Source organism: Sporichthya sp. (genome assembly GCF_013815995.1).
In the GTDB taxonomy this organism is placed as follows: domain Bacteria; phylum Actinomycetota; class Actinomycetes; order Sporichthyales; family Sporichthyaceae; genus Sporichthya.
Genome location: NZ_JACDFE010000001.1, coordinates 19,624 through 45,947, shown reverse-complemented (window position 1 = coordinate 45,947; position 26,324 = coordinate 19,624). Strand labels below are relative to the sequence as shown.

The 26,324-nt window shown below is 67.5% G+C and carries 27 protein-coding genes; 20 read left to right on the top strand and 7 right to left on the bottom strand.

Going from position 1 to position 26,324, the window contains the following annotated elements; translation table 11 throughout:
- The first annotated feature begins 14 nt into the window (after window positions 1–14).
- From H0X00_RS00250 to H0X00_RS23555, 4 genes are read left to right on the top strand one after another with little or no spacing between them, the layout of a single operon-like run.
- The gene (locus tag H0X00_RS00250) at window positions 15–425 is read left to right on the top strand and encodes a Zn-ribbon domain-containing OB-fold protein (RefSeq protein ID WP_293766406.1); all 411 of its coding nucleotides are present in this window, start codon (window positions 15–17) and stop codon (window positions 423–425) included.
- Window positions 422–1,585 (top strand): thiolase family protein, encoded by a 1,164-nt coding sequence (locus H0X00_RS00245; RefSeq protein WP_293766404.1) that lies wholly within the window; start codon window positions 422–424, stop codon window positions 1,583–1,585. Before H0X00_RS00250 ends, H0X00_RS00245 begins: the two co-directional genes overlap by 4 nt.
- A 16-nt stretch (window positions 1,586–1,601) precedes the next feature.
- Window positions 1,602–2,063: a MaoC/PaaZ C-terminal domain-containing protein gene (locus tag H0X00_RS00240; protein ID WP_293766402.1), complete on the top strand. Its 462-nt coding sequence runs from the start codon at window positions 1,602–1,604 to the stop codon at window positions 2,061–2,063.
- Between the two features lie 30 nt (window positions 2,064–2,093).
- Window positions 2,094–2,549 (top strand): acyl-CoA dehydrogenase family protein, encoded by a 456-nt coding sequence (locus tag H0X00_RS23555; protein ID WP_367186376.1) that lies wholly within the window; start codon window positions 2,094–2,096, stop codon window positions 2,547–2,549.
- A 191-nt stretch (window positions 2,550–2,740) separates the two neighbouring features.
- Here H0X00_RS23555 and H0X00_RS00235 read toward each other — a convergent pair whose 3' ends face one another.
- From H0X00_RS00235 to H0X00_RS00220, 4 genes are all read right to left on the bottom strand, one after another.
- Window positions 2,741–3,442: an ABC transporter ATP-binding protein gene (locus H0X00_RS00235; RefSeq protein ID WP_293766400.1), complete on the bottom strand. Its 702-nt coding sequence runs from the start codon at window positions 3,440–3,442 to the stop codon at window positions 2,741–2,743.
- Window positions 3,442–4,245: an ABC transporter ATP-binding protein gene (locus H0X00_RS00230; protein ID WP_293766398.1), complete on the bottom strand. Its 804-nt coding sequence runs from the start codon at window positions 4,243–4,245 to the stop codon at window positions 3,442–3,444. Before H0X00_RS00230 ends, H0X00_RS00235 begins: the two co-directional genes overlap by 1 nt.
- 117 nt (window positions 4,246–4,362) lie before the next feature.
- Window positions 4,363–5,202, bottom strand: coding sequence for a hypothetical protein (locus tag H0X00_RS00225; RefSeq protein WP_293766396.1), 840 nt, complete (start codon window positions 5,200–5,202; stop codon window positions 4,363–4,365).
- Between the two features lie 115 nt (window positions 5,203–5,317).
- Window positions 5,318–6,787, bottom strand: coding sequence for an aldehyde dehydrogenase (locus H0X00_RS00220; protein ID WP_293766394.1), 1,470 nt, complete (start codon window positions 6,785–6,787; stop codon window positions 5,318–5,320).
- A 250-nt stretch (window positions 6,788–7,037) separates the two neighbouring features.
- On the opposite strand from H0X00_RS00220, the gene H0X00_RS00215 reads away from it, so the two are divergent.
- Entirely contained in the window at window positions 7,038–7,820 is a 783-nt protein-coding gene (locus H0X00_RS00215) for a GntR family transcriptional regulator (RefSeq protein ID WP_293766392.1), read from the top strand.
- 56 nt (window positions 7,821–7,876) lie between these two features.
- Here H0X00_RS00215 and H0X00_RS00210 read toward each other — a convergent pair whose 3' ends face one another.
- On the bottom strand, window positions 7,877–8,524 hold the full coding sequence (locus H0X00_RS00210) for a TetR/AcrR family transcriptional regulator (RefSeq protein WP_293766390.1): 648 nt from the start codon (window positions 8,522–8,524) through the stop codon (window positions 7,877–7,879).
- A 329-nt stretch (window positions 8,525–8,853) separates the two neighbouring features.
- Between H0X00_RS00210 and H0X00_RS00205 the strand changes: the two genes are divergently transcribed.
- From H0X00_RS00205 to H0X00_RS00175, 7 genes are all read left to right on the top strand, one after another.
- Entirely contained in the window at window positions 8,854–10,212 is a 1,359-nt protein-coding gene (locus H0X00_RS00205) for an aromatic ring-hydroxylating dioxygenase subunit alpha (protein WP_293766388.1), read from the top strand.
- A 36-nt stretch (window positions 10,213–10,248) separates the two neighbouring features.
- The gene (locus H0X00_RS00200; RefSeq protein WP_293766386.1) at window positions 10,249–11,079 is read left to right on the top strand and encodes a mycofactocin-coupled SDR family oxidoreductase; all 831 of its coding nucleotides are present in this window, start codon (window positions 10,249–10,251) and stop codon (window positions 11,077–11,079) included.
- A gap of 164 nt (window positions 11,080–11,243) precedes the next feature.
- Window positions 11,244–12,050, top strand: coding sequence for an enoyl-CoA hydratase/isomerase family protein (locus H0X00_RS00195; protein WP_293766384.1), 807 nt, complete (start codon window positions 11,244–11,246; stop codon window positions 12,048–12,050).
- Window positions 12,051–12,094: 44 nt separating this feature from the next.
- A complete protein-coding gene (locus H0X00_RS00190) occupies window positions 12,095–13,294 on the top strand; it encodes an acyl-CoA dehydrogenase family protein (RefSeq protein WP_293766382.1) in 1,200 nt (399 codons plus the stop codon).
- A 2-nt stretch (window positions 13,295–13,296) separates the two neighbouring features.
- Window positions 13,297–14,070 carry an SDR family NAD(P)-dependent oxidoreductase gene (locus H0X00_RS00185; protein WP_293766380.1) on the top strand — a complete coding sequence of 258 codons (774 nt, stop codon included), beginning with the start codon at window positions 13,297–13,299 and terminating at the stop codon, window positions 14,068–14,070.
- 3 nt (window positions 14,071–14,073) lie between these two features.
- Complete coding sequence (locus H0X00_RS00180; RefSeq protein WP_293766378.1) at window positions 14,074–14,766, top strand: MBL fold metallo-hydrolase; 693 nt, start codon at window positions 14,074–14,076, stop codon at window positions 14,764–14,766.
- A 31-nt stretch (window positions 14,767–14,797) separates the two neighbouring features.
- Window positions 14,798–15,658 (top strand): NAD(P)-dependent oxidoreductase, encoded by an 861-nt coding sequence (locus H0X00_RS00175; protein WP_293766376.1) that lies wholly within the window; start codon window positions 14,798–14,800, stop codon window positions 15,656–15,658.
- A 140-nt stretch (window positions 15,659–15,798) separates the two neighbouring features.
- Here the strand turns inward: H0X00_RS00175 and H0X00_RS00170 are convergent, their stop codons facing one another.
- Entirely contained in the window at window positions 15,799–16,215 is a 417-nt protein-coding gene (locus tag H0X00_RS00170) for a nuclear transport factor 2 family protein (protein ID WP_293766374.1), read from the bottom strand.
- Window positions 16,196–17,746, bottom strand: coding sequence for an ABC transporter substrate-binding protein (locus tag H0X00_RS00165; RefSeq protein WP_293766372.1), 1,551 nt, complete (start codon window positions 17,744–17,746; stop codon window positions 16,196–16,198). The genes H0X00_RS00170 and H0X00_RS00165 overlap by 20 nt, the downstream gene beginning before the upstream one ends.
- A gap of 368 nt (window positions 17,747–18,114) precedes the next feature.
- Between H0X00_RS00165 and H0X00_RS00160 the strand changes: the two genes are divergently transcribed.
- Genes H0X00_RS00160 through H0X00_RS00125 form a run of 8 tightly spaced genes read left to right on the top strand, consistent with a single transcriptional unit; the run spans window position 18,115 to window position 26,317 of the window.
- The gene (locus H0X00_RS00160; protein WP_293766370.1) at window positions 18,115–19,434 is read left to right on the top strand and encodes a hypothetical protein; all 1,320 of its coding nucleotides are present in this window, start codon (window positions 18,115–18,117) and stop codon (window positions 19,432–19,434) included.
- Between the two features lie 44 nt (window positions 19,435–19,478).
- Window positions 19,479–19,778, top strand: coding sequence for a hypothetical protein (locus H0X00_RS00155; protein ID WP_293766368.1), 300 nt, complete (start codon window positions 19,479–19,481; stop codon window positions 19,776–19,778).
- Window positions 19,775–20,311: a hypothetical protein gene (locus H0X00_RS00150; RefSeq protein WP_293766366.1), complete on the top strand. Its 537-nt coding sequence runs from the start codon at window positions 19,775–19,777 to the stop codon at window positions 20,309–20,311. Before H0X00_RS00155 ends, H0X00_RS00150 begins: the two co-directional genes overlap by 4 nt.
- Complete coding sequence (locus H0X00_RS00145; protein WP_293766364.1) at window positions 20,308–22,263, top strand: ABC transporter permease; 1,956 nt, start codon at window positions 20,308–20,310, stop codon at window positions 22,261–22,263. The genes H0X00_RS00150 and H0X00_RS00145 overlap by 4 nt, the downstream gene beginning before the upstream one ends.
- Before the next feature lie 53 nt (window positions 22,264–22,316).
- Complete coding sequence (locus H0X00_RS00140) at window positions 22,317–22,517, top strand: ferredoxin (protein ID WP_293766362.1); 201 nt, start codon at window positions 22,317–22,319, stop codon at window positions 22,515–22,517.
- Window positions 22,514–23,671 carry a cytochrome P450 gene (locus H0X00_RS00135; protein ID WP_293766360.1) on the top strand — a complete coding sequence of 386 codons (1,158 nt, stop codon included), beginning with the start codon at window positions 22,514–22,516 and terminating at the stop codon, window positions 23,669–23,671. Before H0X00_RS00140 ends, H0X00_RS00135 begins: the two co-directional genes overlap by 4 nt.
- A 7-nt stretch (window positions 23,672–23,678) precedes the next feature.
- Window positions 23,679–25,112 (top strand): OB-fold domain-containing protein, encoded by a 1,434-nt coding sequence (locus H0X00_RS00130; RefSeq protein ID WP_293766358.1) that lies wholly within the window; start codon window positions 23,679–23,681, stop codon window positions 25,110–25,112.
- The gene (locus H0X00_RS00125) at window positions 25,112–26,317 is read left to right on the top strand and encodes an acetyl-CoA acetyltransferase (RefSeq protein ID WP_293766356.1); all 1,206 of its coding nucleotides are present in this window, start codon (window positions 25,112–25,114) and stop codon (window positions 26,315–26,317) included. The genes H0X00_RS00130 and H0X00_RS00125 overlap by 1 nt, the downstream gene beginning before the upstream one ends.
- Window positions 26,318–26,324: the final 7 nt, after the last annotated feature.

Sequence of the window (26,324 nt, the reverse complement as noted above, 5' to 3'; positions counted from 1 at the left end):
CGGAGGACCGCGGAATGCCCATCACCAGGTCAGCCCCCAAGCGGGACGCCGACAACACCCCGTATTGGGACGGCGCTGCGCGCGGCGAGCTGCGGCTCCAACGGTGCGCCGCTTGCGGCGTCGCGCGGTTTTACCCGCGGCTGCTCTGTCCCGAGTGCTGGTCGGACTCGGTGGGCTGGTTCACCGCCAGCGGCGACGGGACCGTCTACTCCTACTCGGTCGTGCACCGCGCGCCGTCGGCGAATTTCGCCGACGCGGTGCCCTACGTGGTCGCCCTGATCGACCTCGACGAAGGCCCCAGGATGCTGAGCAACGTCGAGGCCGACGATCCCGAGGCGGTGCAGATCGGCGACCGGGTCCGGGTCCGCTTCGAGCGGGTCGACGAGAACTCCGCGATCCCCGTCTTCGTCAAGGTGGCAGCGTGAGCCTGCGTAACAAATGTGCGATCGTCGGGGTCGGGCAATCCCGCATCGGCAAGGTGCCCGACCGGACCGGTATGGCCCTCGCGGCGGACGCCGCCAAGGCCGCACTCGACGATGCCGGACTCACCCCCGCCGACATCGACGGAGTGCTGGCCGGCTACACCTTCACCGAGCCGTACCTGATGCTCAGCAGCGTCATGTGCGAGTACCTCGGCCTGCAGCCCACCTACTCCGCCTCGATCATGGTGGGCGGCGGGTCGGCCGGCTTCATGCTCCACCACGCGATGCACGCGATCGTCACCGGCGCCGCCACGAACGTACTCATCGTGATGGGGGAGAACCGCCGGACGGGCCAGACCTCGGACGACGCGATCGCCGCGATCTCCAAGATCGGCCACCCGTACTACGAGCATCCTTACGGCGCCCCGATGCCCGGGCTCTACGGTCTGGTGGCGCGCCGTCACATGCACGAGTACGGCACCACGTACGAGCATCTCGCGGCCGTCTCCGTGAACACGCGGTATCACGCGAGCCTGAACCCGTCCGCCCAGATGCGCGAACTCATCACGGTCGAGGACGTGCTGAACTCGCGAATGATCTCCGACCCGTTCCGGATGCTGAACTGCTGCCTGATCTCCGACGCCGGCGGGGCGATGATCGTGACCTCGGCGGAGCGGGCGAAGGACCTGCGGTCGGCGCCCGTCTACGTCCGGGGCATCGGCGAGATGCACACCCACGAGCACGTCAGCATGGCGCGGAACCTCACCGAGACGGGCGCGGGCCGCTCCAGCGAGATCGCCTACGCGATGGCCGGCGTCGGGCCCGAGGACATCGATTACGCCTCGCTCTACGACTGCTTCAGCATTGTGCCGATCATGGAGCTGGAAGAACTCGGCTTCGTCAAGCCCGGTGAGGGCGGCGACTTCTTCCTCGGCGGGCACGCGCGCCTCGGGGGACAGCTCCCGGTCAACACCCACGGCGGGATGTTGTCTCACGCGCATGCGGGCGGGGCCGGCGGCTTGTTCGACATCACCGAGGCCGCCCTGCAGGTCCGGGGTGAATGCGGCGAGCGCCAGGTCGAGGGCGCACAGGTGGCGCTCGCCCACGTCGAGGGCGGCATCCTTTCGGCCCATTGCACCGTTGTCGTCTCCAACACCGAGTAGAGAGAAGTAGCGCCCCATGGCACGCGAGCCGCGCGGAAAGTACTACGAGGACATGAACGTCGGCGACGTCTACCCGACGGGTCAGCGCACCGTCACAGCGACAGACATCGTCAACTTCGCCTGCTTGACCGGGGACTTCAACGAGGTCCACAGCAACCACGAGTTCGTCAAGAACACCGAGCACGGGGAGCCGATCGCCCATGGCCCCCTCGTCTACGCGATCTGCGGCGGCCTGTCGTACGCGACCGGAAACAGCGAGGGGACGCTGCTCGCCCTGCTGGGTATCGACAACTGGCGGATGCTCAAGACCGTCAAGCACGGCGACACGATTTTCATGGAGGAGGAGGTCACCGCGAAGCGGCTCACCAGCAAGCCCGGCCGCGGCGTCATCACCTTCGACCGCCGAATCATCAACCAGCGCGGCGAGATCGTGCACACGATGACGGCGAACAAGCTGTACAAGTGCCGGGAAGGCTAGTCGCCGACCGGAGGCGGACCCTGCGGGGGGGTGAGAGACGTGGGCCTCGCGGCCTGTGGGCAGCACGCGGTAGACCTGGCTATCCGGCACGTTCAGGACCGTGAGCAGTTCGGGCGACCGCTCGCGCGATTCCAGGCGGTGCAGCACTTGGTCGCGGAGGCAAAGGGTGAGGCAGCCTCGGCGGCGGCCGCCGTCGAGCGCGCGGTCGAGGTCGTCGTGGCCACGGGGTTTGGGCGCGGCTCGACGTTGCCGGTTGCCGTCGCCAGGGCCCCCGGGTCCGCCGCAGCCGCCGGGCGCATCGCCCGCCTCGCGCATCAAGTGGACGGCGCCATGGGTTTCACGCTGGAGCACGAGCTGCGGTGCACGACGACCAGACTCTTGGTCGTGGCGCGACGAGTTCGGCAGCGAGAAGCACTGGGATGCGGTGGTGGCCGCTGGAGTGCTGCAGGCGGGTCCGGACGGGCTGTGGCCGCTCGTGGTCGGTGAGCTAGACATCTCGAGGGAGAAGCCATGATCATCCGGGTCGACGTCTGCGACTCGGTAGACGTCCACTTGAAGGCATCGAGGTACGCGATGGTCGCCTTTCGCGGGTGCCAAGGGTTGGGTACGACTCCGGCGCCCGTTCGATCGCCGTCCACGTCGTCCGGGCTGGTTCCGCGCCGGGTTGAGGCGGCTGCTCAGTGCCCGAGGTCCGCGCCCACGTACTGGCTGAACACGTCGGTGTCCTTGAGTTCGGACGGTTCGCCCGCGAACGCGATCTCCCCGCGGTTGAGCAGGTAGACGAAGTCAGCGACCTCGAGCGCCCGGGTCACGTACTGCTCGACGAGCAGCATGGCGGCGCCCTGACGGCGGAGCAGATCGAGGAACTCGAAAATCTCGTCCACGACCTTCGGTGCGAGTCCCATCGACACCTCGTCGAGCAGAACGATCCGCGGGGACTGCACGTAGGTGCGCGCCAGGGCGAGCATCTGCTGTTCGCCGCCGGACATCGTCCCGGCCATCTGGCTCAGTCTCTCGCCGAGGCGGGGGAACGCACTCACGGCGCGCTCGAGGGCCTGCTTGTCGTTGCCGTCCAGGGCCTGCAGGGAAAGGTTCTCCCGCACGGTGAGGTTGGGAAAGATGCCGCGGCCCTCGGGGATCGGGCACACGCCGCGACTGACCAGGGCGTTCGGGGCGAGCCGGCTCACGTCCTCGCCGTCGAGGGTCAGTCGTCCCGACGTCGGGTGCAAAGCACCGGCCGCGACGCGCAGCAAGGTGGTCTTCCCAGCGCCGTTCGCCCCGAGCAACGCGACCAGGCTCCCGTCCGGGACAGCCAGGTCCACCCCGCGCAGCACGGTGCTTCCGCCGTAGCCGGCGTAGACGGCCTCAAGCGCGAGCATCAGGTGTATCCCCCCGGAACCGCGGCCTCGACCGCCTCGCTGCCCAGGTACGCGGCGCGCACTATGTCGCTGGCAGCGATCTCCCGCGTGGTGCCCTCGAAGATCGGTTTGCCGAAGTCGAGCACGTGCACGTAGTCGCACACGCCCATGACCAGTGCCATGTCGTGCTCGACGATCAGGATCCCGACCCGACGGCGCTCCACGAGCAGCCGCAGGATCTCGCCGAACCGTTGGGTCTCCGTCCGGTCGAGGCCGCTGCTCGGTTCGTCCAACAGCATCACCTTGAAACCGCCCGCGATGCACCGGGCGAGCTCGACGAGGCGGCGCTGACCGGTGGACAGGTCCCGCGGACGGCGCTGCGCCAGATCGGTGATGCCGCAGAGCTCCATCGACTCCTGGGCTGCCGCCGCCACCAGGGTGCGCTGGGCGCGCGAAGAACGCAGGTGCTGCCACGGTCGGCTCGCCGCGAATCCGGACTCGCGCCCCAAGGCCACGTTCTCCCGCACCGGCAGGGAGTCGAACAATTCCATACGTTGGAAGGTCCGGCCGAGGCCGCGCTGGGCGCGTTTCTGCGGCGGCACGTGTGTGACGTCCTCGCCGAACAGCCGGACGTGACCTGAGGTGGGCCGTACCAGGCCCGAGCAGGCGTTGAAGGTCGTGGTCTTGCCGGCCCCGTTGGGGCCGATGAGACCGGTGATCCGGCTGAGTGGCGCCTGCAGGCTGATTTCGTCCACAGCGAGCAGTCCGCCGTAACGCACCGAGACCTTGTCGACTTCGAGTCCAGCGGCCATCTGCAGGTCCATCAGACCTGACTCCTTCCTGTCGGAGGGAGACCTCCCAGCGGCATGTGTATGGATAAAATGTATACGAAATCGCGCCGAGGAGTCTAGGCGAGCTGCGCCCGCCGCGGTCAGCTCTACTCAGGAGGCCCCGACGGTCTCGAGGGTGGCCCGGTGGCGGGACTCCGTGGTCGGGGCGCCGACGCGGGACCGTACGTTTCCGGTCGCGCCCCGGGTCATCACGCGGATCTCCTGGTCCATCACGAAGGCGCCCAGTACGAGGGCCGCGCCGACGCCGATCCACATCGTGAGGTGGTTGACGTCCGAGTTCAGGACCCAGTAGCCGGGCGTGCCGGCGGCCAGCCCGACGACCTGGGCCACCGGCATCAGCGGGACGGCCAGCAGCGCGCGCCAGCCGGCGAACGCCTGCGGCAGGCACGCGATCAGTCCGGCCGCCAGCAGGATCGCGGTCCCGTTGTTGACCAATTGCATCGTCGACCAGTTGCCGATCGAGAACGGCTGGTAGCCGTAGTAGTCGTACATCTTGTCCGGGCCGGTCAGTGGGATCTCGATCAGCATGTTAGAGATGAACACGATGCCGATTCCCGCCCAGACCTGACGGTAGGACGCCCCACGCTTGAGCAGCAGGACGATCATGGCCGGCAGCGCGCCGTAGAAGAGGATGTACGCGAAGAAGATCCAGACCGGCATCGGCCGGTCGAGCATCGTGTACAGATGGTGCGAGCCGGGGCCGAAGTGGTAGATGCGCGCCGGGGCGTCGGCGATGGGCTCGTTGAGCGTGCAGACGGCGCCGCCAGCGAGGATCGCCGGAATGAGAAGCGAGCGCTGGCGCACTGCCCAGACGATCGCCGCGACGACCACGGTCGCGGCGAGCACGCCGGTGACCCACATGGTGGCGATCTCGTAGTCGTGGTTCATCGGTGTGTCGACGGGGGCCGGAAAGCGCTCAATAGCGATCACGATCGACTCCCTTTCCGAGCTGGCACCATGCAAATCTTTATACAGTGTGGAGGACGACTCAGCAACGACCCCGGAAAACGAACGAGCGGTGGCATCCGCGTCCGACGTGCGGCCGTCACCTGAACGGGCTGGCGCTCAGCTCGGGCGGGGAGGGGAACACGGTCTTCAACTCGACGTACTCCTCGAGACCCTCGCGTCCGAATTCCCGCCCGATGCCTGAGCACTTGTATCCGCCGAACGGCGCGAGGAACTCGGCGCTGTAATTGTTGATACCGACGGTGCCCGATCGCAGGCGCGCCGCCACCTCCGCGCCGTGCGCTGTGTCCGACGTCCACACCGAGGCCGCCAGGCCGTACTCACTGGCGTTCGCGAGGGCGATCGCCTCCTCCTCATCGGCGTAGGGAATCACCGACAGGACCGGGCCGAAGATCTCCTCCTGCGAGATCCGCATCTCGTTCGTCGCATCCGCGAAGACCGTCGGGCGCACGTACCAGCCGGTCGACAGGCCCGGCGGTCGGCCGGTGCCGCCGAAGGCGAGCTTGGCTCCCTCCTCCTGGCCGAGTGCGATGTACTTCTCCACCCGTTGCTGTTGGCGCTCGCTGACCATCGGGCCGATCTCGGTCGCGGGGTCCGACGGGTCGCCCACCTTCATGGTGTTGAGCATGGTGACCACCGCCTCGACCACCTCGGCGTACCGCTTGCGGCTCGCGAATATCCGGGTCTGGTTGGTGCAGGCCTGGCCGCTGTTGATCATCGAGGCGAACTTCAGCCCCACCGGCAGCGAGCTCATGTCGGCGTCGTCGAGCACGACCGCCGCGGACTTGCCCCCGAGCTCCAGACTGCACCGCTTGAGGGTCTCGCCGCAGACGGCGGCGATGGCCCGTCCTGCCGCGGTCGAGCCGGTGAAGGCGATCTTGTCGACGTCTGGGTGCCGGACGAGGTGGGCACCTACCTCGCGCCCGCCGGGGACAAGGTTGACGACGCCCGGGGGAAAGCCGACCTCGTCGAGCATCTCGAACAGCAGAAAGGCGTCGAGGGGGGACTCCGGTGCGCACTTGAGCACGACCGTGCACCCCGCGACGAGCGCGGGTGCGAGCTTGGCCATGGTGACGATCTGTGGAACATTCCACGGCACGATCGCGCCGACGACGCCCACCGGCTCGCGCCGAATCGTCACCGTCGGGTTGAGCATGCCGGATCGCTGTTCGGTGACCTCGAACGACCGACCCACTGCGATCATCGCCCGGAGGATCACCAGCGCGGCGCCCGCCTGCCCGACCTGCGAGAAGCTGATCGGTGACCCCATCTCGGCGGAGACCACCTCGGCCATCTCGGGAAGGCGCTGTTCGTACACCACCGCCAGCCGCTCGAGCAGGGCGAGTCGCTCGGCCACGCTCGTCGTCGGCCAGCCCGAACGGTCCGCTGCCGCTCGCGCCGCCGCGACCGCTCGGTCCATGTCGGCGGGAGTGCAGTCTGGCACGGTCGCGATCACCCGTTCGGTGTGCGGGCTGATGACTTCGATCCGGGCGTCGTCGGAGGACGGCGTCCACGAGCCTCCAATGTAGAGGGTGTCGTAGCTACGCATGCGCCTGCCTTCTCGTCAGTCCGTTGCCGCTTCGGTGCTCGCCGGGTCGCCAGCGCGATCGACGGAGCCAGCCCGACTGGCGCCAGGGACAAGGAAACACTAATACACTTTTGCGTACAGAGGCAGTAGGGATCTGCACAGACCGTCCGGAGGGCGGGCCCAGTTGTACGGGTCGCCGTGCCGGAGGCGGCATGACGGGATTCCGTCAACCGCCCCGCTAACCTGGGGACCTGTATGGAGGAGGCGTCTGGTGGCGGCCGCAATGGAAGACGCTACGAGCCCGCGCGCTCGCACGAAGGCGAAGGCGAAGGCGAACCGCACGGACGGCCCGGCTTCCGAGAGGCTGAAGTTGCCGGCTCCCAAGCGCGGCCGCACGGTGGACACGGTCGCGGCGGTCGCCGATGAGCTGCGACACGCGATTCTGCGCGGCCACCTGGTGCCTGGCGAGAAGATCCGGCAGGACGCCCTCGCCGAGCAGTTGGGCGTGAGCCGGATCCCGGTGCGGGAGGCACTCAAGACGCTCGCGGCCAACGGCCTGCTCGAGTACACGATGAACCTCGGGTTCTCCGTCGCCCGGCTCAATGAGAGCGACTTCCGCCAGCTCTACCGCCTGCGGCGTCTGATCGAGGAGGAGATGACCACTCCGCTGCCCGACCTCGACAAGGCCGCCGCCGCGCGGCTGGCCTCGCTCAGCCGCCAGATGGTCCGGGCCGCCGAGGACATGCAGATTGTGGACATGGTCCGGCTCAACCGAGAGTTCCATTTCGAGATCTTCCAGATGTCGGGCCTCAGCCTGATGGTCGAGGTGGTCGGCCGGATGTGGGACCTCGCAGCGCCCTACCACTCCACGTACCTCTTCGACCCAACGAACCGCCAGCGGGTAATCCGGGAGCACAAGATCATCCGTGCGGCACTTGCAGGCGGAGACCAGGACGCGTATCACGAGGCGATGGCCGAGCACCGCGCTGCCATCGAGGCGCACTTGAGCCAGGTATTGCGCCAGCCCCTACCGTTCGGCCGCATCGAGCGCTGACGCGCGGCATCCCTGACGGTGGCGACTCACCAGATGTGGACCGCACGATGATCTTTCTAGCGAGCGGTTCGGGTGGCCGGCTCGGGGCCCAGCCGCACACCGTAGAGAACGAAGGCCGTGAGGTGGGCGATCATCGCGTCGCGCGATGTCTTGCTTGCTTCGGGCGCGATCTGCTCGTCGAACAGCGTGAACCCCATGATGATGTAGATGATGAAACGCATGGTGAGGTCCACCCGGTGCGTCGGGTGACCCCGCTGGCGCATACCTTCGGTGAGCATCTGCGTGAGCTGCGCCAGTACCTGCTGGACGCCCGAGGTGAGTTGCCCGTTGCCCTCGGCCAGCCCGGTCTCGTTCGCGAGCAGGATGCGCAGCGCGGACCCGTGCCGAACGAAGCTGTCGTAGAAGTCAGCGAGGAACTCCCGGAGCAGGAGTTCGTCCGGCCAGGGTGCCTCCTGCTGCTCCTGCCAGGCCGTGGCGAAGTCCGCGAGGAACTCGACGAACGGCTGCGCCAGCGCGACGCGGAACAGTTCCTCCTTGGTCGCGAAGTGCCGGTAGACCACAGACCGGTGCACGCCGGCGCGCTCCGCGATCTGAGTGGTCATGGTCTTGCCGTACCCGTGCTCGGCGAAGACCTCGGCCGCCGCGTCCACGATGAGCTGACGCACCTCGGCCGACGGCCGGCGGAGCACGGCGGAGTTCTTCACAGCGACAAGCTAGCAACGATGGGCTAGAGACGTGCTGTCTCTGCACGACTTCTGGGATCGACCTAGCTCACGTCGGGGCTGAAGTACTTCGGCGGCACGAAATGGCCAGTGTGGGCGGCATTGTCGACGCTGGGTCGCGGTCGGGCTTAAGGGTCACTAGCGTCATAGTGTCTCTTGCCATCAACGGACGTTGCCGTTAGCGTCGATGGTGGTCATCCCACCGTTTCGCACCGTGATGACGTTCGCGTCAGTTCTCATGGCAAGTCGTGCAGAAGGGCATCAGTGTGACGATCCAACATCTCGGCCGTACGTCAGAGGATCCGCAGGTCATGCCGACGATGGCCGACTACCTCAAGGCGGACACCAGGCCGGTGCCGGAGATCTTCACTGAGCGCTCGTTCCGCCGGGACATCGGCAGCGCGCCCGTGCCGAAGGAACCGTACGTCTCGGCGGAGTATGCCCAGCTCGAGATGGACCGCCTCTGGATGAAGGTGTGGCAGGTCGCCTGCCGCGAGCGCGAGATACCGAATCCCGGCGACTATCAGGAGTACACGATCGGGGACCAGAGCGTTTTGGTCGTGCGACAGCGCAACGGGGAGATCAAGGCGCACGCGAACGCATGCATCCACCGCGGAACTCAGCTGCGACAGGGCATGGGGAACACACAGTCATTCGTGTGCCGGTTCCACAAGTGGGAGTACGACATCGACGGCACCCTGGTCGATGTCCCGTGCCGTTGGGACTTCCCGGTCCTCGGCGACAAGACGCACACATTGTCCCCGGTCCGCGTCGATACCTGGCAGGGTTTCGTCTTCGTCAACTTCGACGACGCGGCCATTCCGCTGGACGAGTTCATCGGTGAGCCGGTCCTGGAGCACTTCGACAAGTTCCCGCTCAGGAACCGGGTGAAGACGGGCCACGTCGGCAAGTGGGTCAACACCAATTGGAAGAACGGGCTGAACGCCTTCATCGAGTCCTACCACCCCTACGCCACGCACCCTCAGGTCATGCTGCACGCGGGGGACTGCTCGACACAGTACGACCTCTTCGACTGGCACAGCCGCTTCATCGCGCCCATCGCGGTGCCGAGCCCGCACGTCGACCGCCCCGTCGACGCCCGGATGATCATCGAATCCCAGATGCACGGGAAGATGGTGGCCGGCCTCAAGGGCGGCGCCGAGGAGGACATCGAGGAAGGCCTCGCCGCGGGCAAGCCGGCGCGCGAGATCATGGCCGACTTCGCCCGCAAGAAGCTATCCGCTCGAACTGGACGCGACTACAGCCAGCGCAGCGACACGGAGATGCTGGACGGCGTCCTGTACTTCCTGTTCCCGAACCTGTGCCCGTGGCTCGGGGAGGGCTTTCCCCTCGTCTACCGTTCCCGGCCCCGCGCCGACCTGCATCCGGAATGGTCGCTCTTCGAGGTCATGTACCTCCAGGACTTCGGTGACACCGATGAACTGCCGCCGGACGTGCCGATGACGCTGCTCCAAGCGGACGAGCCCTGGCAGATGGCGGCGGACCAGCTCGGCGCGCTCGCGCCGATCCTCGACCAGGACATCCCCAACATGGTCGGGCAGACGATGGGCCTCCGGAACCGGCGGTTCGAGCAGCTCATGTACTCCGAGTATCAGGAGAACATCTGCCGCCACTTCCAGAAGAACGTCGAGCGGTTCGTCGGTCGCTGACGTTGCCGCACATCCATCTCGAGCTCGGGAGTCTGCATGGGATCGCTTGACGGCAAGGTCGCCTTCATCTCCGGTGGTGCCCGCGGCCAGGGCCGCTCGCACGCGGTCGGTCTGGCCGCGGAGGGGGCGAGCATCATCACGTTCGACGTCTGCGATCAGATACCCAGCGTCGGATATCCCGCCGCGACTGAGGACGATCTCGCCTCGACTGTCAAGGAGGTCGAGGCGGTCGGCGGAAAGATCGTCGCGCTGAAGGCCGATGTGCGCGCCCAGGCCGCTGTCCAGGCCGTCCTCGACGAGGGCGTCCTGGCCTTCGGGCGGGTCGACATCGTCATCGCCAACGCCGGGATCATGCCCATCGTCGGGGAGCAGTCCAAGACCCGGCAGGCCTGGCACGACGCCATCGACATCAATCTGACGGGCGTACTGCACACCTGCGAGGCGGCGATCCCGCGCCTGCTCGACCAGGGCCAGGGCGGGTCGATCATCATCATCAGCTCGACCGCCGGCCTGAAGGGTCCGATGCGCCAGCTCGACATGAAGCGCGACGGCTACCTCGGCTACATCGCGTCCAAGCACGCGGTCATCGGCCTGATGCGGTCCTACGCGAATGTGCTCGGCCCCTACAGCATCCGGTGCAACACGATCCACCCGACGGGTGTGTTCAGCCCGATGGTCGCGAACGCGGAATTCGGGCAACTCGCGCAGGAGCAACCGGCGTTGCTGGAGTCGATGCACAACGTCCTGCCGATCCCGTTCGTCGAGATGCAGGACGTCACCAACGCGGTGCTGTATCTCGCCTCGGATACGGGCCGATTCGTCACCGGGCTCGAAATGCGGGTCGACGCGGGAGCGATGTCGTACTGAGGGGCGCCCGCCGTCACGGTGTCGCCTACATTTCCGGAAGCGGTGCTACTGCGAGCCGATGCGCCCACGGCCGGGTCTCGAGCATCTCCATCCTAAAGTGTATACTAGTTTCCATGGTCGCTGCGGCAGTCTGCATCTTCGTGCTAGACCGCTGAGGAGCTGAGGTGAGCGAGCTCTACGACCGCTTTTCTTCCCTCGTTGTCCGGGGCCCTGTCGGCGGTGTACTGACCGTCACTCTCAGCGGACCGAAGCTCAACGCCGTCGATGCGGCGACGCACACCGAACTGGTGGACATCTGGACGGTGGTCGACCGGGATCCCGACGTCAGCGCGGTGCTGCTCAACGGCGAGGGCAAGGGCTTTTCCGCGGGAGCCACCTTCGACTTCCTCGAGAGTCTGGTCACTGACTTCGCGGTACGCGTCCGGGTGATGCGGGAGGGTCGAGACCTCGTCTACAACATGCTCAATTGCTCGAAGCCGATTGTCTCCGCGATCCATGGTCCAGCGTATGGAGCGGCGATGGTCGCCGGTCTGCTCGCCGATGTCTCCGTGGTCGCTCGGTCGGCTCAGCTCGTGGACGGCCACACTCGAATCGGGCTGGCCGCCGGTGACCACGCATCCTTGATCTGGCCGCTCCTGTGTGGCATGGCCAAGGCGAAGTACCACGTCCTGCTGTGCGAGCCACTCAACGGGGAAGAGGCGGAGCGCCTCGGACTGGTGTCCCTTTGTGTGGACGATGCGGACCTTGTCGCGAGGTCGGAACAGATCGCCGAGCAACTCGCGGCCGGCTCCAAGACAGCCATCCGTTGGACCAAGCTCAGCATGAACAACCTCTACCGCGCGCTCGGACCGGTATTCGATGCGTCGCTGGGTCTCGAATTCGTCGGCCTCGGCGGTCCGGACTTTATGGAGGGTGTGGCGGCGCTTCGGGAAGGCCGCGCTCCGATCTTCGCCGGCCCCGCGAGCGAGTAGTGCCGGCGTCAGAATCTGCAATCAACAACCGCGGGGAGACATCGATGAACGTCTTGCTCGATGACACCAACCTTCAGTTTCGGGATTCAGCGCGGGCCTTCGCCCAGCGCGAGATCAAGCCCTTCGTGCAGGACTGGATGAGAGATGGCGCGTTTCCGCGCCAGATCTTCAAACGGCTCGGTGAGCTGGGGTTCCTGGGGGCGACCTTCCCGGCTGCCGTCGGTGGCACTGAAGCGGGCTTCCTCAACCTGGTCCTCGCCGCTGAACAGGTCGGGCTCGCCAGCCCTAGCCTGGTTACCGCGTTCAACATGAACGCGATGACGACGCCGATGGCACTACTGAACTGGGGTACGGCGGCGCAACACGATGAGTACCTGACCCCGATGATCAAGGGTGATCTGATCGGGAGCTTCGCGCTCACCGAGCCCGCGGGCGGCTCAGATGCTCTGGGCTCCATGAGGACGAGGGCCGTCCGGGATGGCGACGACTGGGTGCTGAACGGCTCGAAGGTCTTCATTACCCTCGCGCCCGTCGCCGACGTCGCCTTCGTCTTCGCCAAGACCGATCCGAATGCGGGCCACAAGGGTGTGAGCGCGTTCCTGGTGCGCTACGACGATCCGGGCGTCTCGGTCCAGCGGATGGCGATGGCCCCCGGCCTGGGGAGCCTCATCCCGCCGGGCGAGATCTCGTTCACGGACGTTCGAATCCCCGCGGACCGCATCGTCGGCGACGTCGGGGACGGCTTCAAGATCGCGATGAACGCCCTTGACTATGGCCGGATCGCCGTCGCGACCAAGTCGCTCGCCACCGGACAGGTGATCCGCGACCATTGCATCGACTACGCGCAGACCCGTCGGGCGTTCGGTCAGGAGATCGGTCACTTCCAGCTGATCCAGGGTCACATCGCGGACATGGTCACTGAGATCGAGGCGGGGCGCGGCCTCATCTACCAGGCGGCCGCAGCGCACGACCAGGGCGTCGCGGCCACGAGGCTCAGCGCGATGGCGAAGTATTACATGGCCGAGGTGACGTTCCGGGCGGCGAACTCCACGATGGAGATCTTCGGGGGTTACGGACTCACCGCGGAGTATCCGATCGTGCATCTGCTCCATCTGGCCCACCTCGCCCGCACCGGCGAGGGCGCTGCGAACATTCTGCGGATCGCGATCGCCGAGGACGCGCTCGGGTTCCGGAGCATGGACCGGCACAACATCCGCCACCGCGCAGTGCTCGAGAGGTCGTGACCATGAGGATCGACGGTGCGGTAGCACTGGTCACCGGCGGCGCGTCAGGGCTCGGGCTGGCGACCGCCGGCCGGCTGAGTGCCGCGGGGGCGCGGGTCGTTCTCGTCGACCGAATCACGCAGGACGAGTGGCCGCACGACGAGGTGCCGGCCGGGGCGATCCTGGTCTCCGGCGATGTCGCGGAGGAATCGCAGATCGCACAGGCCTTTGAGATCGCTTCGGGTCTCGGGAGCCTTCGGGCGGTGGTGCACTGTGCGGGTCAAGGCGGCGGCGTACGGCCACTGCTGTCCGCGGAGGGCGAACCCGATCCGGACGCCGTCACCCATTTCGAGTCCGTCGTACGGACCAACCTCGTCGGTTCGTTCCTCGTGCTGCGCCTGGCCGCGATCCACATGGCTCACAACGAAGACATCGAGGGTGAGCGGGGCGTCTGCGTGCTCACCTCCTCAATCGCCGCCTTCGAGGGTCAGGTTGGCCAGATCCCGTATGCGGCGTCGAAGGCGGGGATTGTCGGCATGACACTGGTCGCGGCACGAGACCTCGCGAACCACCGGATCCGGGTGTGCACGATTGCGCCGGGGTTGTTCGACACCGCGATGCTCGCCAAGCTGCCCGCCGATGCCAGAGCGCGGATGGAGGCCGCGGTGCCACATCCGCGGCGGCTGGGTTACGCGGACGAGTTCGCTCAGCTCGCACTCGCCATCATCGAGAACCCGATGCTCAACGGCGAGACGATCCGTCTGGACGCCGCAAACCGTCTCCCGTCGGGGATCTGACGCGTGCTCAGCCAGGTCGAGGTGCTCGTGGCCGGCCTTGGAATGCGCATCAACTCCTCGCCGATCGGCTTCTGCACGGTCTCGCTCGTGACCACCCCGGACGGCCAGAAGGTCCTCGTCGACACCGGGGCCCACCCGACGAGGGAGACCTTGCTGGCGGCGCTTCGGAGCAAGGGCCTGCGCCCGCGGGACGTCGACACGGTCGTCCTCACCCATCTGCATTTCGACCACTGCGAAAACGTTGCGCTCTTCGCCAGCTCGCGGGTGATCGTGCACGAGACGGAGATAGCGGAGGCGCGCGAGCACCCGGATCGCGATCCGTACCTCGCCGACTTCTGGCAGCCACTCCTGGACGCCTGTTCCCCCTCGGTGATGAGCGGTCGGACTCTCTCCCTCGGCGAGGGGTTGGACGTGGTCCACCTCCCGGGACACCGGCACGGCCAGCTGGTGGTGAGGGCTCTGACCGCCGACGGGGTGGTGGTGTGCTCCTCGGACGCCGCGAAGAACGGCCGTGAGCTGATCGTGGGTCATCCTGTGCTGTCCGATCCGCGGATGCTCAAGCAGGCGAAGGAATCCGTGGCCTGGCTGCTGGCGACCGCCGACGTGATCATTCCCGGCCACGACCGGCCGATCCACGTCGTCGACGGGCGACCCTATTGGGACCAGAACCAAGACGTGATGACCAGTTGGTACTGATCCGGTGACTGCGACGGAGGATGCCACGACCATGCCACGCATCGGTTTCATCGGGCTGGGCGCTATGGGTTCCGCTCTCGCCAAACGCCTCGCCCTGGCCGGGGCGCTCTATGTGGCCGATCTCAACGTCGGGGCGGTCGAATCACTCGAGGCCGAAGGTGCGACGGGGCTGCCCGCCACCGACCTGGCCGCGCGATGCGAGGTGGTCATGACCTGCCTGCCGCGATCCCAAGACGTGCGCGACCTCGTGCTCGGGGCCGGCGGACTCGCGGCAGCGTTACACCCGGGCAGCGTGCTCGTTGACATGACCACCGGCGATCCGACGATCGACCGGGAGATTGCCGCCGGGTTGGAGCGGTCCGGGGTGTCGTTCGTGGATGCACCGGTCAGTGGCGGACCGCAGGCGGCGGCCGCCGGGACTATCGCGATCATGGTCGGCGCCGCCGCGGACGACTTCGCGCGTGTGCGCCCGGTGCTCGCGGGCATCAGTCCCAACATCACCCACGTCGGCCCGGTAGGCGCCGGTCACGTGCTGAAGCTGGTCAACAACATGCTGTCCGCCTGTAACCGGCTGGCCGCCCTGGAGGCAGTGGCGATCGCGACGGCAAACGGGGTTGAGCGCGCAACCTGCGTCGCGGGCATCAACACCGGCAGCGGGCGCAGTTACATGACTGAGGTGACGTTCCCCAGGTTTCTCCTGGACGAAGAGATCCACGAGCAGCACTTCCAGATCGGGCTCATGCTCAAGGACGTTGGACTCGCGTCGAGCCTGGCGGAGTCCTCGGGGGTGCACGCGCCGATCGGCGAGCTGGTCCGACGGCTGTTCGCGGATGGCGCCGTCCGCTACGGAGAGAGCGCCGACATCAATCAGTTGGCACGCGACTACCTGTGACAGCTAGCTCGCGCCGCCACCCTCAACTACGAGTCCATAGGTAGAAGCGCCAGCAAGGGGAGTCCGCTCTGCCCCTGGGCGGACTCCCCTTGCCGGCGTGGTTGACCCCTGGGCGCGACCGTCCCGCACGCGTCCGATGGTCAGATCTTGGGTACCGTTGCCTGGTCGAAGTACCACGGCTGGAGTTCCACGACCTTGCCGTCGCGGAACCGCCATACCTCCAGGAAATTGGTGGGAGCCGGGACCTCGACACCGTGCGTGGTGAAGCCTTCGGCCCGCCAGTGCACCGCTTGGAACAGGGCGACGACAACGTCGCCATCGGAGAGAATCCGCTCCGGCACGAGCTTGCTGGAGTCGACGAACGGCATGACGGCGCCGAGGGCCTGGAGCACGTTCGCCTTCCCCTCGAACGTGCCGCCGAACGGCAGGCTGGTCGCCTCCCGGAGTACGACGTCGGGCGCGAGGATCTCGTTGATGAGCCCAAACATCTCCTCGTTCTTCGATGCCGCTGCGAGCTCGTAGAGGTGAGTGATGGTGTCAGCGTTCGAGTGAGACATGATGTTCCCCATTCAGGCGTGCGTAAGGTGACAAAGCGAGGTCACTGGGTACTTCCGCCGGATTCACCGCGGGGGTGCCGATGCAGGTCGGCTTGCTCCCGTTGGGCGCGGAAGGCTTCCCGCCCTGGAAGCGCACCAGGAAGGCGCAGGTGATCGGCGGCATCGGCTTGACGCCGGGTTCCGCATACGTCAGACCCGGCTTCGGCGTTAGTCCGCCGAGGGTCTCGTTCTTTATCTTGCCGAGTGCGGCCATGAACATCGCGGTCGTCAGCTGCTTCGTCCGCGCTTCGGGGCCCATCAGCCCGACGACGGTCTCGGCAAGCTTCCCCGCCGACCAGGAGAGCATCGTTCCCCCGTCAAGAGGGGCGTTCGGCGCCCACTTGGCGAACGCCGCTTGGTACTCCTTCAGTCCGGGGGTGTCGCTTTCGGTGAACGGAGCCACCGCGGTCCCGACGTACATGCCGTTGGCGGTCACCACCGGGTCGAGGACGACGTTGGCTGGAATGGCGACCGCGGCGGTGGCTATCGGGAACTTGAAGCCGATCGCGTTGCAGGAGCGCACCAGACGTTGCGAGGAGGCGCCATCCATGCCGGAGAAGATTGCCTGCGCTCCCGCGTTTTTGGCGTTCTGACATTCAGTGGTGAAGTCGGTCTGCGTTAGCGAGATGGACTGGGTCGACACCACCGTCATGCCAGCGCGTGCCGCAGAGCCGTTCGGGCCTGGAATCCCGTCTCGCATCTGCGCGCAGATCGTCGCCTCGACGCAGTACAGGACGGCCAGCTTCTTCACGCCGGGCAGGCGACCGACCGCGTCGATGCCTGCGGCGAAGGACGACAGTATGTCGCCGCCCTGGGGGAAAAGGTACGGGTCGATCTTCCAATCCGGCGCCACCATGTCGCCACCAAGGGTGGGGACCTTGAGTTTGTCTACCGCCGAGCGGTAGCCAGCGATGGCGATCGGCACCACGCTGCCGACCAGCACTGGTGCCCCGCGGCTCTGCACCGCGTCATAGACGGCAGAGGAGCTGATCGAGGGGTTCGACTGGTCATCCTTCTGCAGGAGCTGCACGGGGTGGCAACCCAGGCCGCCGCGGGCGTTGACGTCCTTGGCCCAGACCTGCATGCCGAGCTTCATGCCGCTGAAGACCTGGCCCAGGAATCCGCTGAACGCGCCAACCTGAGCGATGGTGATCGGCGGCCCGGACGACGTGCACGGAGCGGGGCCGGCCTGCGGGGTGGTGCTCGTTGCCCCGCCGTTGTTGTTGGCGCCGGGCTTAGCAGCCGGGGCGTTCGTGGCCGCACCAGTTGCGCCTGACTGCTGCGGTGCGGTGCCGGATGCGACCGCGGGGGCCTGCCCGGTTGTCGTGCCCGGGGCGATCTCCCCGGCGTCCGGAGCGAGGTCCCCCGCGGCCGGAGCGCTCACGCCGGCACTGCCGCCGGTGTTGGTCTCGGCGGCCACCACGCGGTCTTCCACTCGGGAACCGCACGCACCGACGAGGGCCGTGCAGATCAGCACGGCGATGCTGACCATCACAAGCCGCGTGCGCCTCGCCCGTCGGTTCAGGCTCCTGCCGGAACGCGAGTGCGTCTGGGTGGTGAGTGGCACTGGGCCTCCACGGGGGATTATTCGCCTTGCCTGGCGTGGCCGCGAAACTAGTATACAAATCTGGCTGCAGTTGGCATCATGTGTCAAGCGGATGTCCCGCCCATAACCGGGGGCAGGGTGGCTGACGGCGCATACGGACAGGCGACGCGGAAGGCGGAGATGCGATGAGGCAGCACCCGAGGAGTCGTCACCTGAGGGGGGGCGGATTCGGTTCCGTTTCAGCCGCAGCACTGTTGGTGACGGTCACGGGTACCGCGGTCGGCCTCGGCGGGTACTCGGCGAAGGCGGAGGTCTTGGCCGATTCGTACGCCGCCGCCGCCTCGGCGAATGCGATCGACGGCACATTCACCAACCAGTCGCTGCCGCTGGCGTTCGTCGGCCAGGGCGTCGGTCCCGAGGCCGACGCAACCCTCGACTCTCTGGGTACCGCGAGCGCCAACGCGTACTTCCCATATATCGGCCCGATCGCGCCTGGGCTTCCGGGCATCTTCCTCGGTGCCCTGTTCGGGCTGCCGGCGCCGGAGTATCCGTTCGGCGCGTCAGCCACGGCAGGCAGCAAGCCGGCCAACGTCAGCTACCCCGGGATCACGCTGCACGCGGAGAGTGGGGCGGGAAGCGTGGTCGGCAGTGCGACGGTCGGCAACGATGGCGTCTCGGGCGCAACTTCGGTAGCGCGCGTGGACCAGACGGTCGACGGCGGCCTGAGTGCAACTGCTGACGTGGCCTTCAACGCCCTGAAGTTCGGCAGCAACTTCTCCCTCACCGGATTTCAGTCCCACGCCGAGACGGTGGTGAGTGCTGCGGGCAAGCGGGTGACGAGCTCCTCGCTGAGCATCGCGCGCATGACGATCCCCGGCCTGAGGATCACCATCCCGCCTGCGACGCCGGGCAACGTACCTATTCCGGTACCGGTCCCCGGGTTCGGTCAACTTCCCGTTTTCCAGCCGCCGCCGGTGCCGTTCCCTTTCGGCGGGCAAACGATCGATGCCCCGGACATCGGCTTCGTGGACGGGACGTTCACGATCACCCTGCCTTTCGCGGGTGGCAAGCAGGCGTACGCAGTTCCAGCCGACGCGGTGCTCGACGCGTTCAGGGCAGGTGGAGCCAACCTGAGCTATCAGCCTGCGGTGCAGACCAAGACGGGCATCACAGGCGCGAGCTTCAATGTGGATTACACGGTTCCCGCACTGCCGCCCAACCCCTACTTCACCGGGGCGGTGCCCACCTCGTTCACTCTCGGTGGGGTGACCACCGGGGTCAGCCTCGACCCGTCGACTGCGGTGGACGGTATGCCCGCCGACCTGCCGACCGGCGGAGCGGCCGCCGGGGGTCTGCCGTCCTCGGCCGGGACTGACAACGTGCTTGGCGCGGGTGTGGACTCTGCGGGTGTGCTCCCCTCCGGTGTGGGTGAGGTGCCCGGTGTCGCTGGCTCCGCGGCTGCAGCCCAGACGGACCAGTCCGGCTTGCCAACGGCCACTCTCAGGCTTGCGGCGGACGCCCGTGACGCGCGCCCCATCGATGGGCTCGACGTCTACCTCTTGCTCATTGCCGTGGCGGCGGTGGGCGTCTTCTCCGCGACGATCGTGCGACTGACTGGGGTGAAGCAGCTGTGACGTTCATGACCTATATCCGCTGTCAGTGGGACAGGGTGGGAGCGGTGCTGGCGATCGTCGGTGGCCTGATTGCCTTGCTCTTCGGGTGGATCGGGACGAGCGGTAAGGAGTACCTCGCGCTGCAGTTGCCGTACATCGTCTCCGGCGGGCTTCTCGGAATCTTCCTGCTCGGCGTTGGAGTCATGTTCTGGATCTCCGCCGACCTGCGGGACGAATGGCGCCAACTGCACACCGTGGCGGTCCTGCTGGCGCAGGACGAGCAACCCCAGCAGCCCACGGCCCGAGTCGCCCGCGCGGACGTCACGAACGAGTCCCCCAGCCGCCATGCGGCAACCACCTCATGACGACGGCGACCGCCGGGCAGACCTGGCGCTCGCTGACCGACGTGTCCCCGTGGGTGCTGCGCGATCACCTCGTCCGGGCGATTCTCGTCGCGGTGGGTGCGGTCGGTCTCGCCGTGAGCTGGTACGGCTGCGCGGGCGAGACCTACTTCCGTGACCAGTACGGCTGGCTCGCCGCCGGTACCGCGTCGGCAGCTATCGCCAGCGTCGGCCTCACCCTCTGGGTGCAGGCGGGGATGCGGGCGGTGCGTGGCGAGGAGAAGCGGCTCCTCACTGCAGTCATCCTGCGACGTCGACTGGCGCTCGACCTTCCGCTCGGCCAGGACACTGCTCCCCGGGTCGCGCGAGTCCGTCCCACGGCGTCGTCCGAGCCGGTGATCGAGTCGCCGGGTGTGCCGGCGCTGGTGTCGGCCCCATCGATGACCCGTGCGCACCTGCCCAGTTGCCGATTCGTGCGGAACAAGCAGGTCGCCCCGGTTACCGAGGCCGAGGTCCTCGTACGCGGGTTGGCGGGCTGCCCGGTGTGTCGCCCATGAACGAGTACGCCCCTTTCCTGATCTTCGGCATCACCACGGGCTGCCTGTATGGCATCTCGGCGATGGGCCTGGTACTCACCTACAAGATATCCGGCCTGTTCAACATCGGTCACGGCGCCGTGAGCGCCGCCTCGGCCTTCGTCTTCTACTCGCTACGCCAGCAGGCTGATCTGCCCTGGCAGCTCGCGGCCGTGATCTCGATCTTCATCCTCGGTCCGATCAGCGGCCTGATCCTCGAGCGGCTGGCGGTCGTGCTGGGACCCGCCACGACCGCGAACAAGATCGTGGGCACGGTCGGCCTGCTGGTGGCGATCCGCGCGGTCTGTGAGCTCATCTACGGGTCCTCCGCCCTGCAGTTCCGTTCGTTCCTTCCGCAGGACACCGCGTTCACCCTCGCCGGTGTGGCCCTGAGCTACGAGAACCTCATCTTCGTCGGGCTCGGGGTCGGCTCGGCGGTCGTGCTGACGCTGCTGTTCACTCGCACGCGCCTGGGCACGCAGATGCGCGGGGTCGTCGACGACCCGAACCTGCTCGACATGACGGGGTATGCGCCGACCGCCGTACGCCGCAAGGCCTGGATGATCGGCTCGACGTTCGCGTCGCTGTCCGGGGTGCTGTTCGCGTCCAACCAGGGTCAGTTGGACATCAACGTGCTCTCGCTGTTGGTCGTGCAGGCGTTCGGTGCCGCCTGCTTCGGATTGTTCCGTAGTGTGCCGCTCGCCTTTGCCGGCGGCATCGCCGTCGGGGTCCTGCAGAAGCTCGTCGGGAAGTGGTCGGGCACACATGCGAACCTGGACGGGCTGGACCTGAACCTGCCCTTCATCATCCTGTTTGTGGTCCTGCTTGTCGTGCCGCGCCGCAAGCTCGTCGAGATCGGCCGGCAGGTCAAGCCGGCGCCGCCGCCGGTAAGCCCGTTCCCCGCCCAGGTTCGAGCGCTTGGCTACGCCGCACTCTTCGTCGTCGCGCTGTTCGGGCCCACACTCGCCGGCACGCGTCTGCCGTCGTGGAATCAGGGCATGACCCAGGTCATCCTGTTCCTCTCGCTGGGCTTGCTCGTGCGTACCTCGGGTCAGATCTCGCTGTGCCACATCGCGTTCGCGGCGATCGGCGCGGCCGGTCTCGGCCACGCCCTGGAACACGGTGTGCCGTGGCCGCTGGCCGTCATTGTCGGCGGGCTCGTCGTGGTACCGATCGCGGCGCTGCTCGCGATCCCCGCCATCCGGCTGTCCGGGCTCTATCTCGGACTCGCCACGCTGGGCTTCGGCATCTCCGTCGCCCAATTCGCATACGGGAAGAGCTACATGTTCCCGGCCGGTGTCCTACCGACCGGGCGGCCCCAGTTCTGGGGCATGGACAACGACAAGCACTACTACTACCTGCTGCTCGGGATTGTCATCGCCGCCATCGGCGTGACCGTCGCCGTAGAACGGTCACGCCTCGGACGGTTGCTTCGGGCGATGGCGGACTCGCCGCTTGCGCTCACGACGCTCGGTCTCGACGTGAACGTGTCCAAGGTGATCATCTTCTGCATCTCCGGCTTCCTCGCCGGGATCAGTGGGGCCTGTTTCGCCTCACTGTTCGGGGCGGTCAACCAGGACAGCTTCAACTACGTCCAGTCGCTCATCCTGCTGGCCGTGCTGGCGATCTCTGGACGGACCACCGTGCTGGCCTCGGTCGTCGCCTCGGCGCTCATGGTCGTCGTCCCCGCCTACATCGGCGACGCCGACCTGAACCTCGCGCTGCAGATCAGCTTCGGCCTGGCCGCGATCATCGCCGCGGGTGCCTCGCAAGGCGGCATCGGACGCTTCGTGGGTTCCGAGGCGGCGAAACGCCAGGACCGTCTGGTCGGACCCGCGTCCTTCCGGGCGCGCGAGTACCTGTCTCAGAACGGCTCCGGGGGCTCGGCGGACGTACGCCCGGCGTCCCACCGCGAGCTGACGGGTTCGCGCTAGCTGGACCCCCGTCGACTCTTGCACTAGCGACACGATGTCTCTAGATTCAAAGCGTGAAGCTGACTGTGGACCGCGGGGCATGCCAAGGGCACGCCCGCTGCGTGACGCTCGATTCGACGTTGTTCGCTCTCGACGACGAGGACCTGGCCGTGGTCCTCGTTCCCGAGGTGTCCGGCGCACAGCTCTCGCGCGCACGGGCAGCCGAAAACGCGTGCCCGGAAGGCGCAATCAGGATCCAAGGGGATGACGCATGACCGAGGCGCCGACATTCGACCACATCGCGCTCGCCGGCATGGAGGACCCGTACTCGGTGGTCGCGGAGGCGCGCGGGCGCTGTCCGGTCTTGCACACGGACGCGCACGACGGCTACTACGTCGTGCTGCGCTTCGCCGACGTTTGGGAGGCTGCTAGAGACACCGCGACCTTCTCGTCGGCCAACGGCGCGTCGATTCCCCGGGCCGCTCCCGTCCCGTTGATCCCGATCGAGTTCGACCCGCCGCAACACACGAACTACCGCAAGCTGCTGCTCTCGCACCTCGGGCTCAACCGTGTCTCGCCGCTCGAGCCCGATCTGGTCAAGCTGGTCAACGAGTTCCTCGACGAGGCGATCGAGCGGGGCGAATGCGACGTCGTCAACGACGTGCTCTTCCCGATGGCGACCGTGACCCTGTCCTGGCTGTTCGGCATGGACCGGACCCAAGCGGCGGCGCTGGAGGAGAACGTCGGCAAGATCATCAAGTTGGGCAACCTCGAGGCTGCCGGCGACCTCTTCGCCCAGTTCGGCGCCATCATCGCCGAGCGCCGGCAGCACCCGAGAGGTGACATCCCCAGCGATCTGATCGCCGCAACCATCGAGGGCCGGCCGCTAGAAGACATGGAGATCATCAACGCCTGCTTCACGGTGTTCACCGCGGGCTTGGAGACGGTCGTCAGCGCCGCCGCCTACGCACTCGAGCTTCTCTGGCGCAACCCAGATCAGCGGGCCTGGCTCGTCGAGGACCTCAACCGCGTGCCGCAGTCGATCGAGGAGCTGCTGCGCTACATCTCGCCGTTCCCCGGCCTCGCCCGCACCACCACCCGGGACGTCGACGTGGACGGCAGCGTCATCCCGGCGGGGGAGAAGGTGCTCCTGCTCTGGATGGGGGCGAACCACGACGAGACCCAGTTCCCCGAGCCCGAGAAGCTGAAGCTGGACCGCGCGCCGACCAAGCACCTGGCGTTCGGTGCGGGCCCGCACCGTTGCGTCGGCGCCCACCTCGCGCGTCTGGAACTCAGCGTCTTCCTGCGGCTCTTCCTGGAGCGGGCGCCCGATTACGACATCCCGGACCCGTCGGCGATCCGTCGTGTCCCGGGTGCGACCCGGGGCATGGGGTCGATGCCGATCCGGTTCCGGCCCGCCGGGTCCTGACCGTCCGATGAGGATCACGTCGTACGGCGTTTATGTGCCCCCGTGGCGCATCCACCGCGAGACGATCGGCCGGGCGCTGGGCGTGCGGGCGGGCACGGGTGCGCGTGCCGTCGCCGCGCACGACGAGGACACCACCTCGCTCGGCGTCGAGGCCGCGCGGAAGGCGTTGGTGGGGACCGCGGTGCGCGACCTGGAGCTCTGGTTCGCGACGACCGCTCCGGCCTACGCTGACAAGACGAACGCGGTGGGCGCGCACGCGGCGCTGTCGCTGGACGGTGACTGCGCCGCGTACGACGTTGTGGGGTCGGTGCGCTCGGGCTTCGGGGCGCTTCGCGCCGCCGCCGATGCCGCGCACGCCGGCCGGGCTGCTCTCGCCGTGCTGTCCGACATCAGGACTGGTCTGCCGGGTTCGCCGGACGAGGTCAACGGCGGCGACGCCGCGGCGGCGTTCGTGTTCTCGCCGGGCGACCCGCCGATCGCGACCCAGCTCGCGGCCGCGTCGGTGTCGCGCGAGTTTCTCGACCGCTGGCGGGTGCCCGGGGAGATCGCGAGCCACGTCTGGGAGGAGCGATTCGGGGAGACGGCGTATGTGCCGCTGGCCCAGCAGGCCGTCCAGCGTGCCCTCGCGCAGGCGTGCCTTGAGCCATCGGCGATCGACCACCTCGTCGTGGCGGGTCCGCACGTGCGGGCGACCTCGGCCGTCACCGGCAAGCTCGGGGTCGGCATGCAGGCGGTCGTAGACAACCTGGCCGATCGGATCGGCGTTCCCGGCGCCGCGCAGGTCGGCGTTCTGCTTGCCGCAGCGCTCGACCGGGCGGGGCCGGACCAGGTCATCTGCGTCCTCGCCCTGGCCGACGGCGCGGACTGCCTCCTGCTGCGCACGACCGACGCGTTGGCTTCGCGAGCCGGGATGCCCACCGTAGAGGAGCAGCTGGCCGGGTGGAGCCGCGCCCTGAGCTACCACATGTTCACCAGCTGGCGCGGGGTGTTGCGCAACACTCCGCCCCGCCGGCCCGATCCCGACCGGCCCGCTGCGCCGCCGTCGCTGCGCAGCATGCGCTGGAAGTTCGCGTTCGAGGCCTCGCGCTGTACGGCCTGCGGGACGCGCCACCTGCCGCCTGAGCGGGTCTGCATGATCTGCCGTGCCATCGACCAGATGACGGTCGAGCCACTGGCGGATGCGACCGGCGTGGTCGCCACGTTCACCGTCGACCGGTTGGCCTACTCCGCGCCGGGCGTTCCGCTGATCGCCGCGGTCGTCGACTTCGACGGCGGAGGCCGGTACGCATGCGAGCTGACCGACGTCGATCCGGACGAGATCCGGATCGGGATGCCGGTCGAGATGACCTTCCGGCGCTTCTACACGGTGGACGGCGTCCACGACTACTTCTGGAAGGCCCGTCCCCTCCGCACGTCCCGCGCGCGATCGGCCGCCGCCTGATGGGCTCGCGCGGGATCTGCGACCGGGTCGCCGTCGTCGGAATGGGCTGCACCCCCTTCGGCGAGCACTGGGACTCCTCGACCGAGTCGATGCTGGTGGACGCCACTTCCGCCGCGATCGCTTCCGCCGGCGTCGCGATCGACGACGTCGACGCGTTCTGGCTCGGGACCATGGGCTCCGGCATGACGGGGATGACGCTGTCCAGCCCGCTGGCCCTGGACTACAAGCCCGTCACGCGTGTGGAGAACTACTGCGCGACTGGCAGCGAAGCCATCCGGAACGCCTGCTATGCCGTCGCTTCCGGCGCCTACGACATGGTGATGGCCGTCGGCGTCGAGAAGCTCAAAGACTCCGGCTACTCCGGCCTCGTCGTGCCGGGGCCCGCCAACGACGGCACGAGCACGGCCGCCAGTGCCCCGGCGAAGTTCTCCTACCTGGTGCCCGCCTACGCCGAGAAGTACGGCGTCGACCGCGCGCAGATCAAGGAGGCGATGACCCGGATCGCGTGGAAGAACCACTACAACGGGGCCCGCAACCCGCGCGCCCAGTTCCGCAAGGAGGTGTCGCTGGCGACAATCGCGAACAGCCCGATCGTCGCCGGGGACATCGGCCTGTTCGACTGCTCGGGAGTGTCCGACGGCGCTGCAGCGGCGGTGATCGTGCGCGCCGAGGATGCGCTGCGCTACACCGACAAACCGATCTACGTAAAGGGCCTGTCGTTCGTGGCCGGCCCGGCGACCGGCGTCCGCCACGCTGACTACGACTACACGACGTTCCCCGAGGTCGTCCGCAGCGCCCGCGACGCCTACGCGCAGGCGGGGGTGACCGATCCGCGCGCCCAGCTCGCACTTGCCGAGGTGCACGACTGCTTCACCCCGACTGAGATGGTGCTGATGGAAGACCTGGGCTTCTCCGAACGCGGCCTCGCGTGGAAGGACGTCCTGGCCGGCACGTTCGACCTCACAGGGGAGCTCGCGGTCAATCCCGACGGTGGTCTGAAGAGTTTCGGGCATCCGGTCGGCGCGTCGGGGCTGCGGATGCTCTTCGAGTGCTTCCTGCAGCTGCGGCACGAGGCTCCCGCAGAGCGCACGGTCCGAGCGATTGCCGAGGGCGGACGCAACCTTGCCCTCACGCACAATCTGGGTGGCGCTCCCGGCCGTTGTGTCAGTTTCGTCGGTGTCTTCGGCAGCGAGCGGACGACATGAGGAGCGG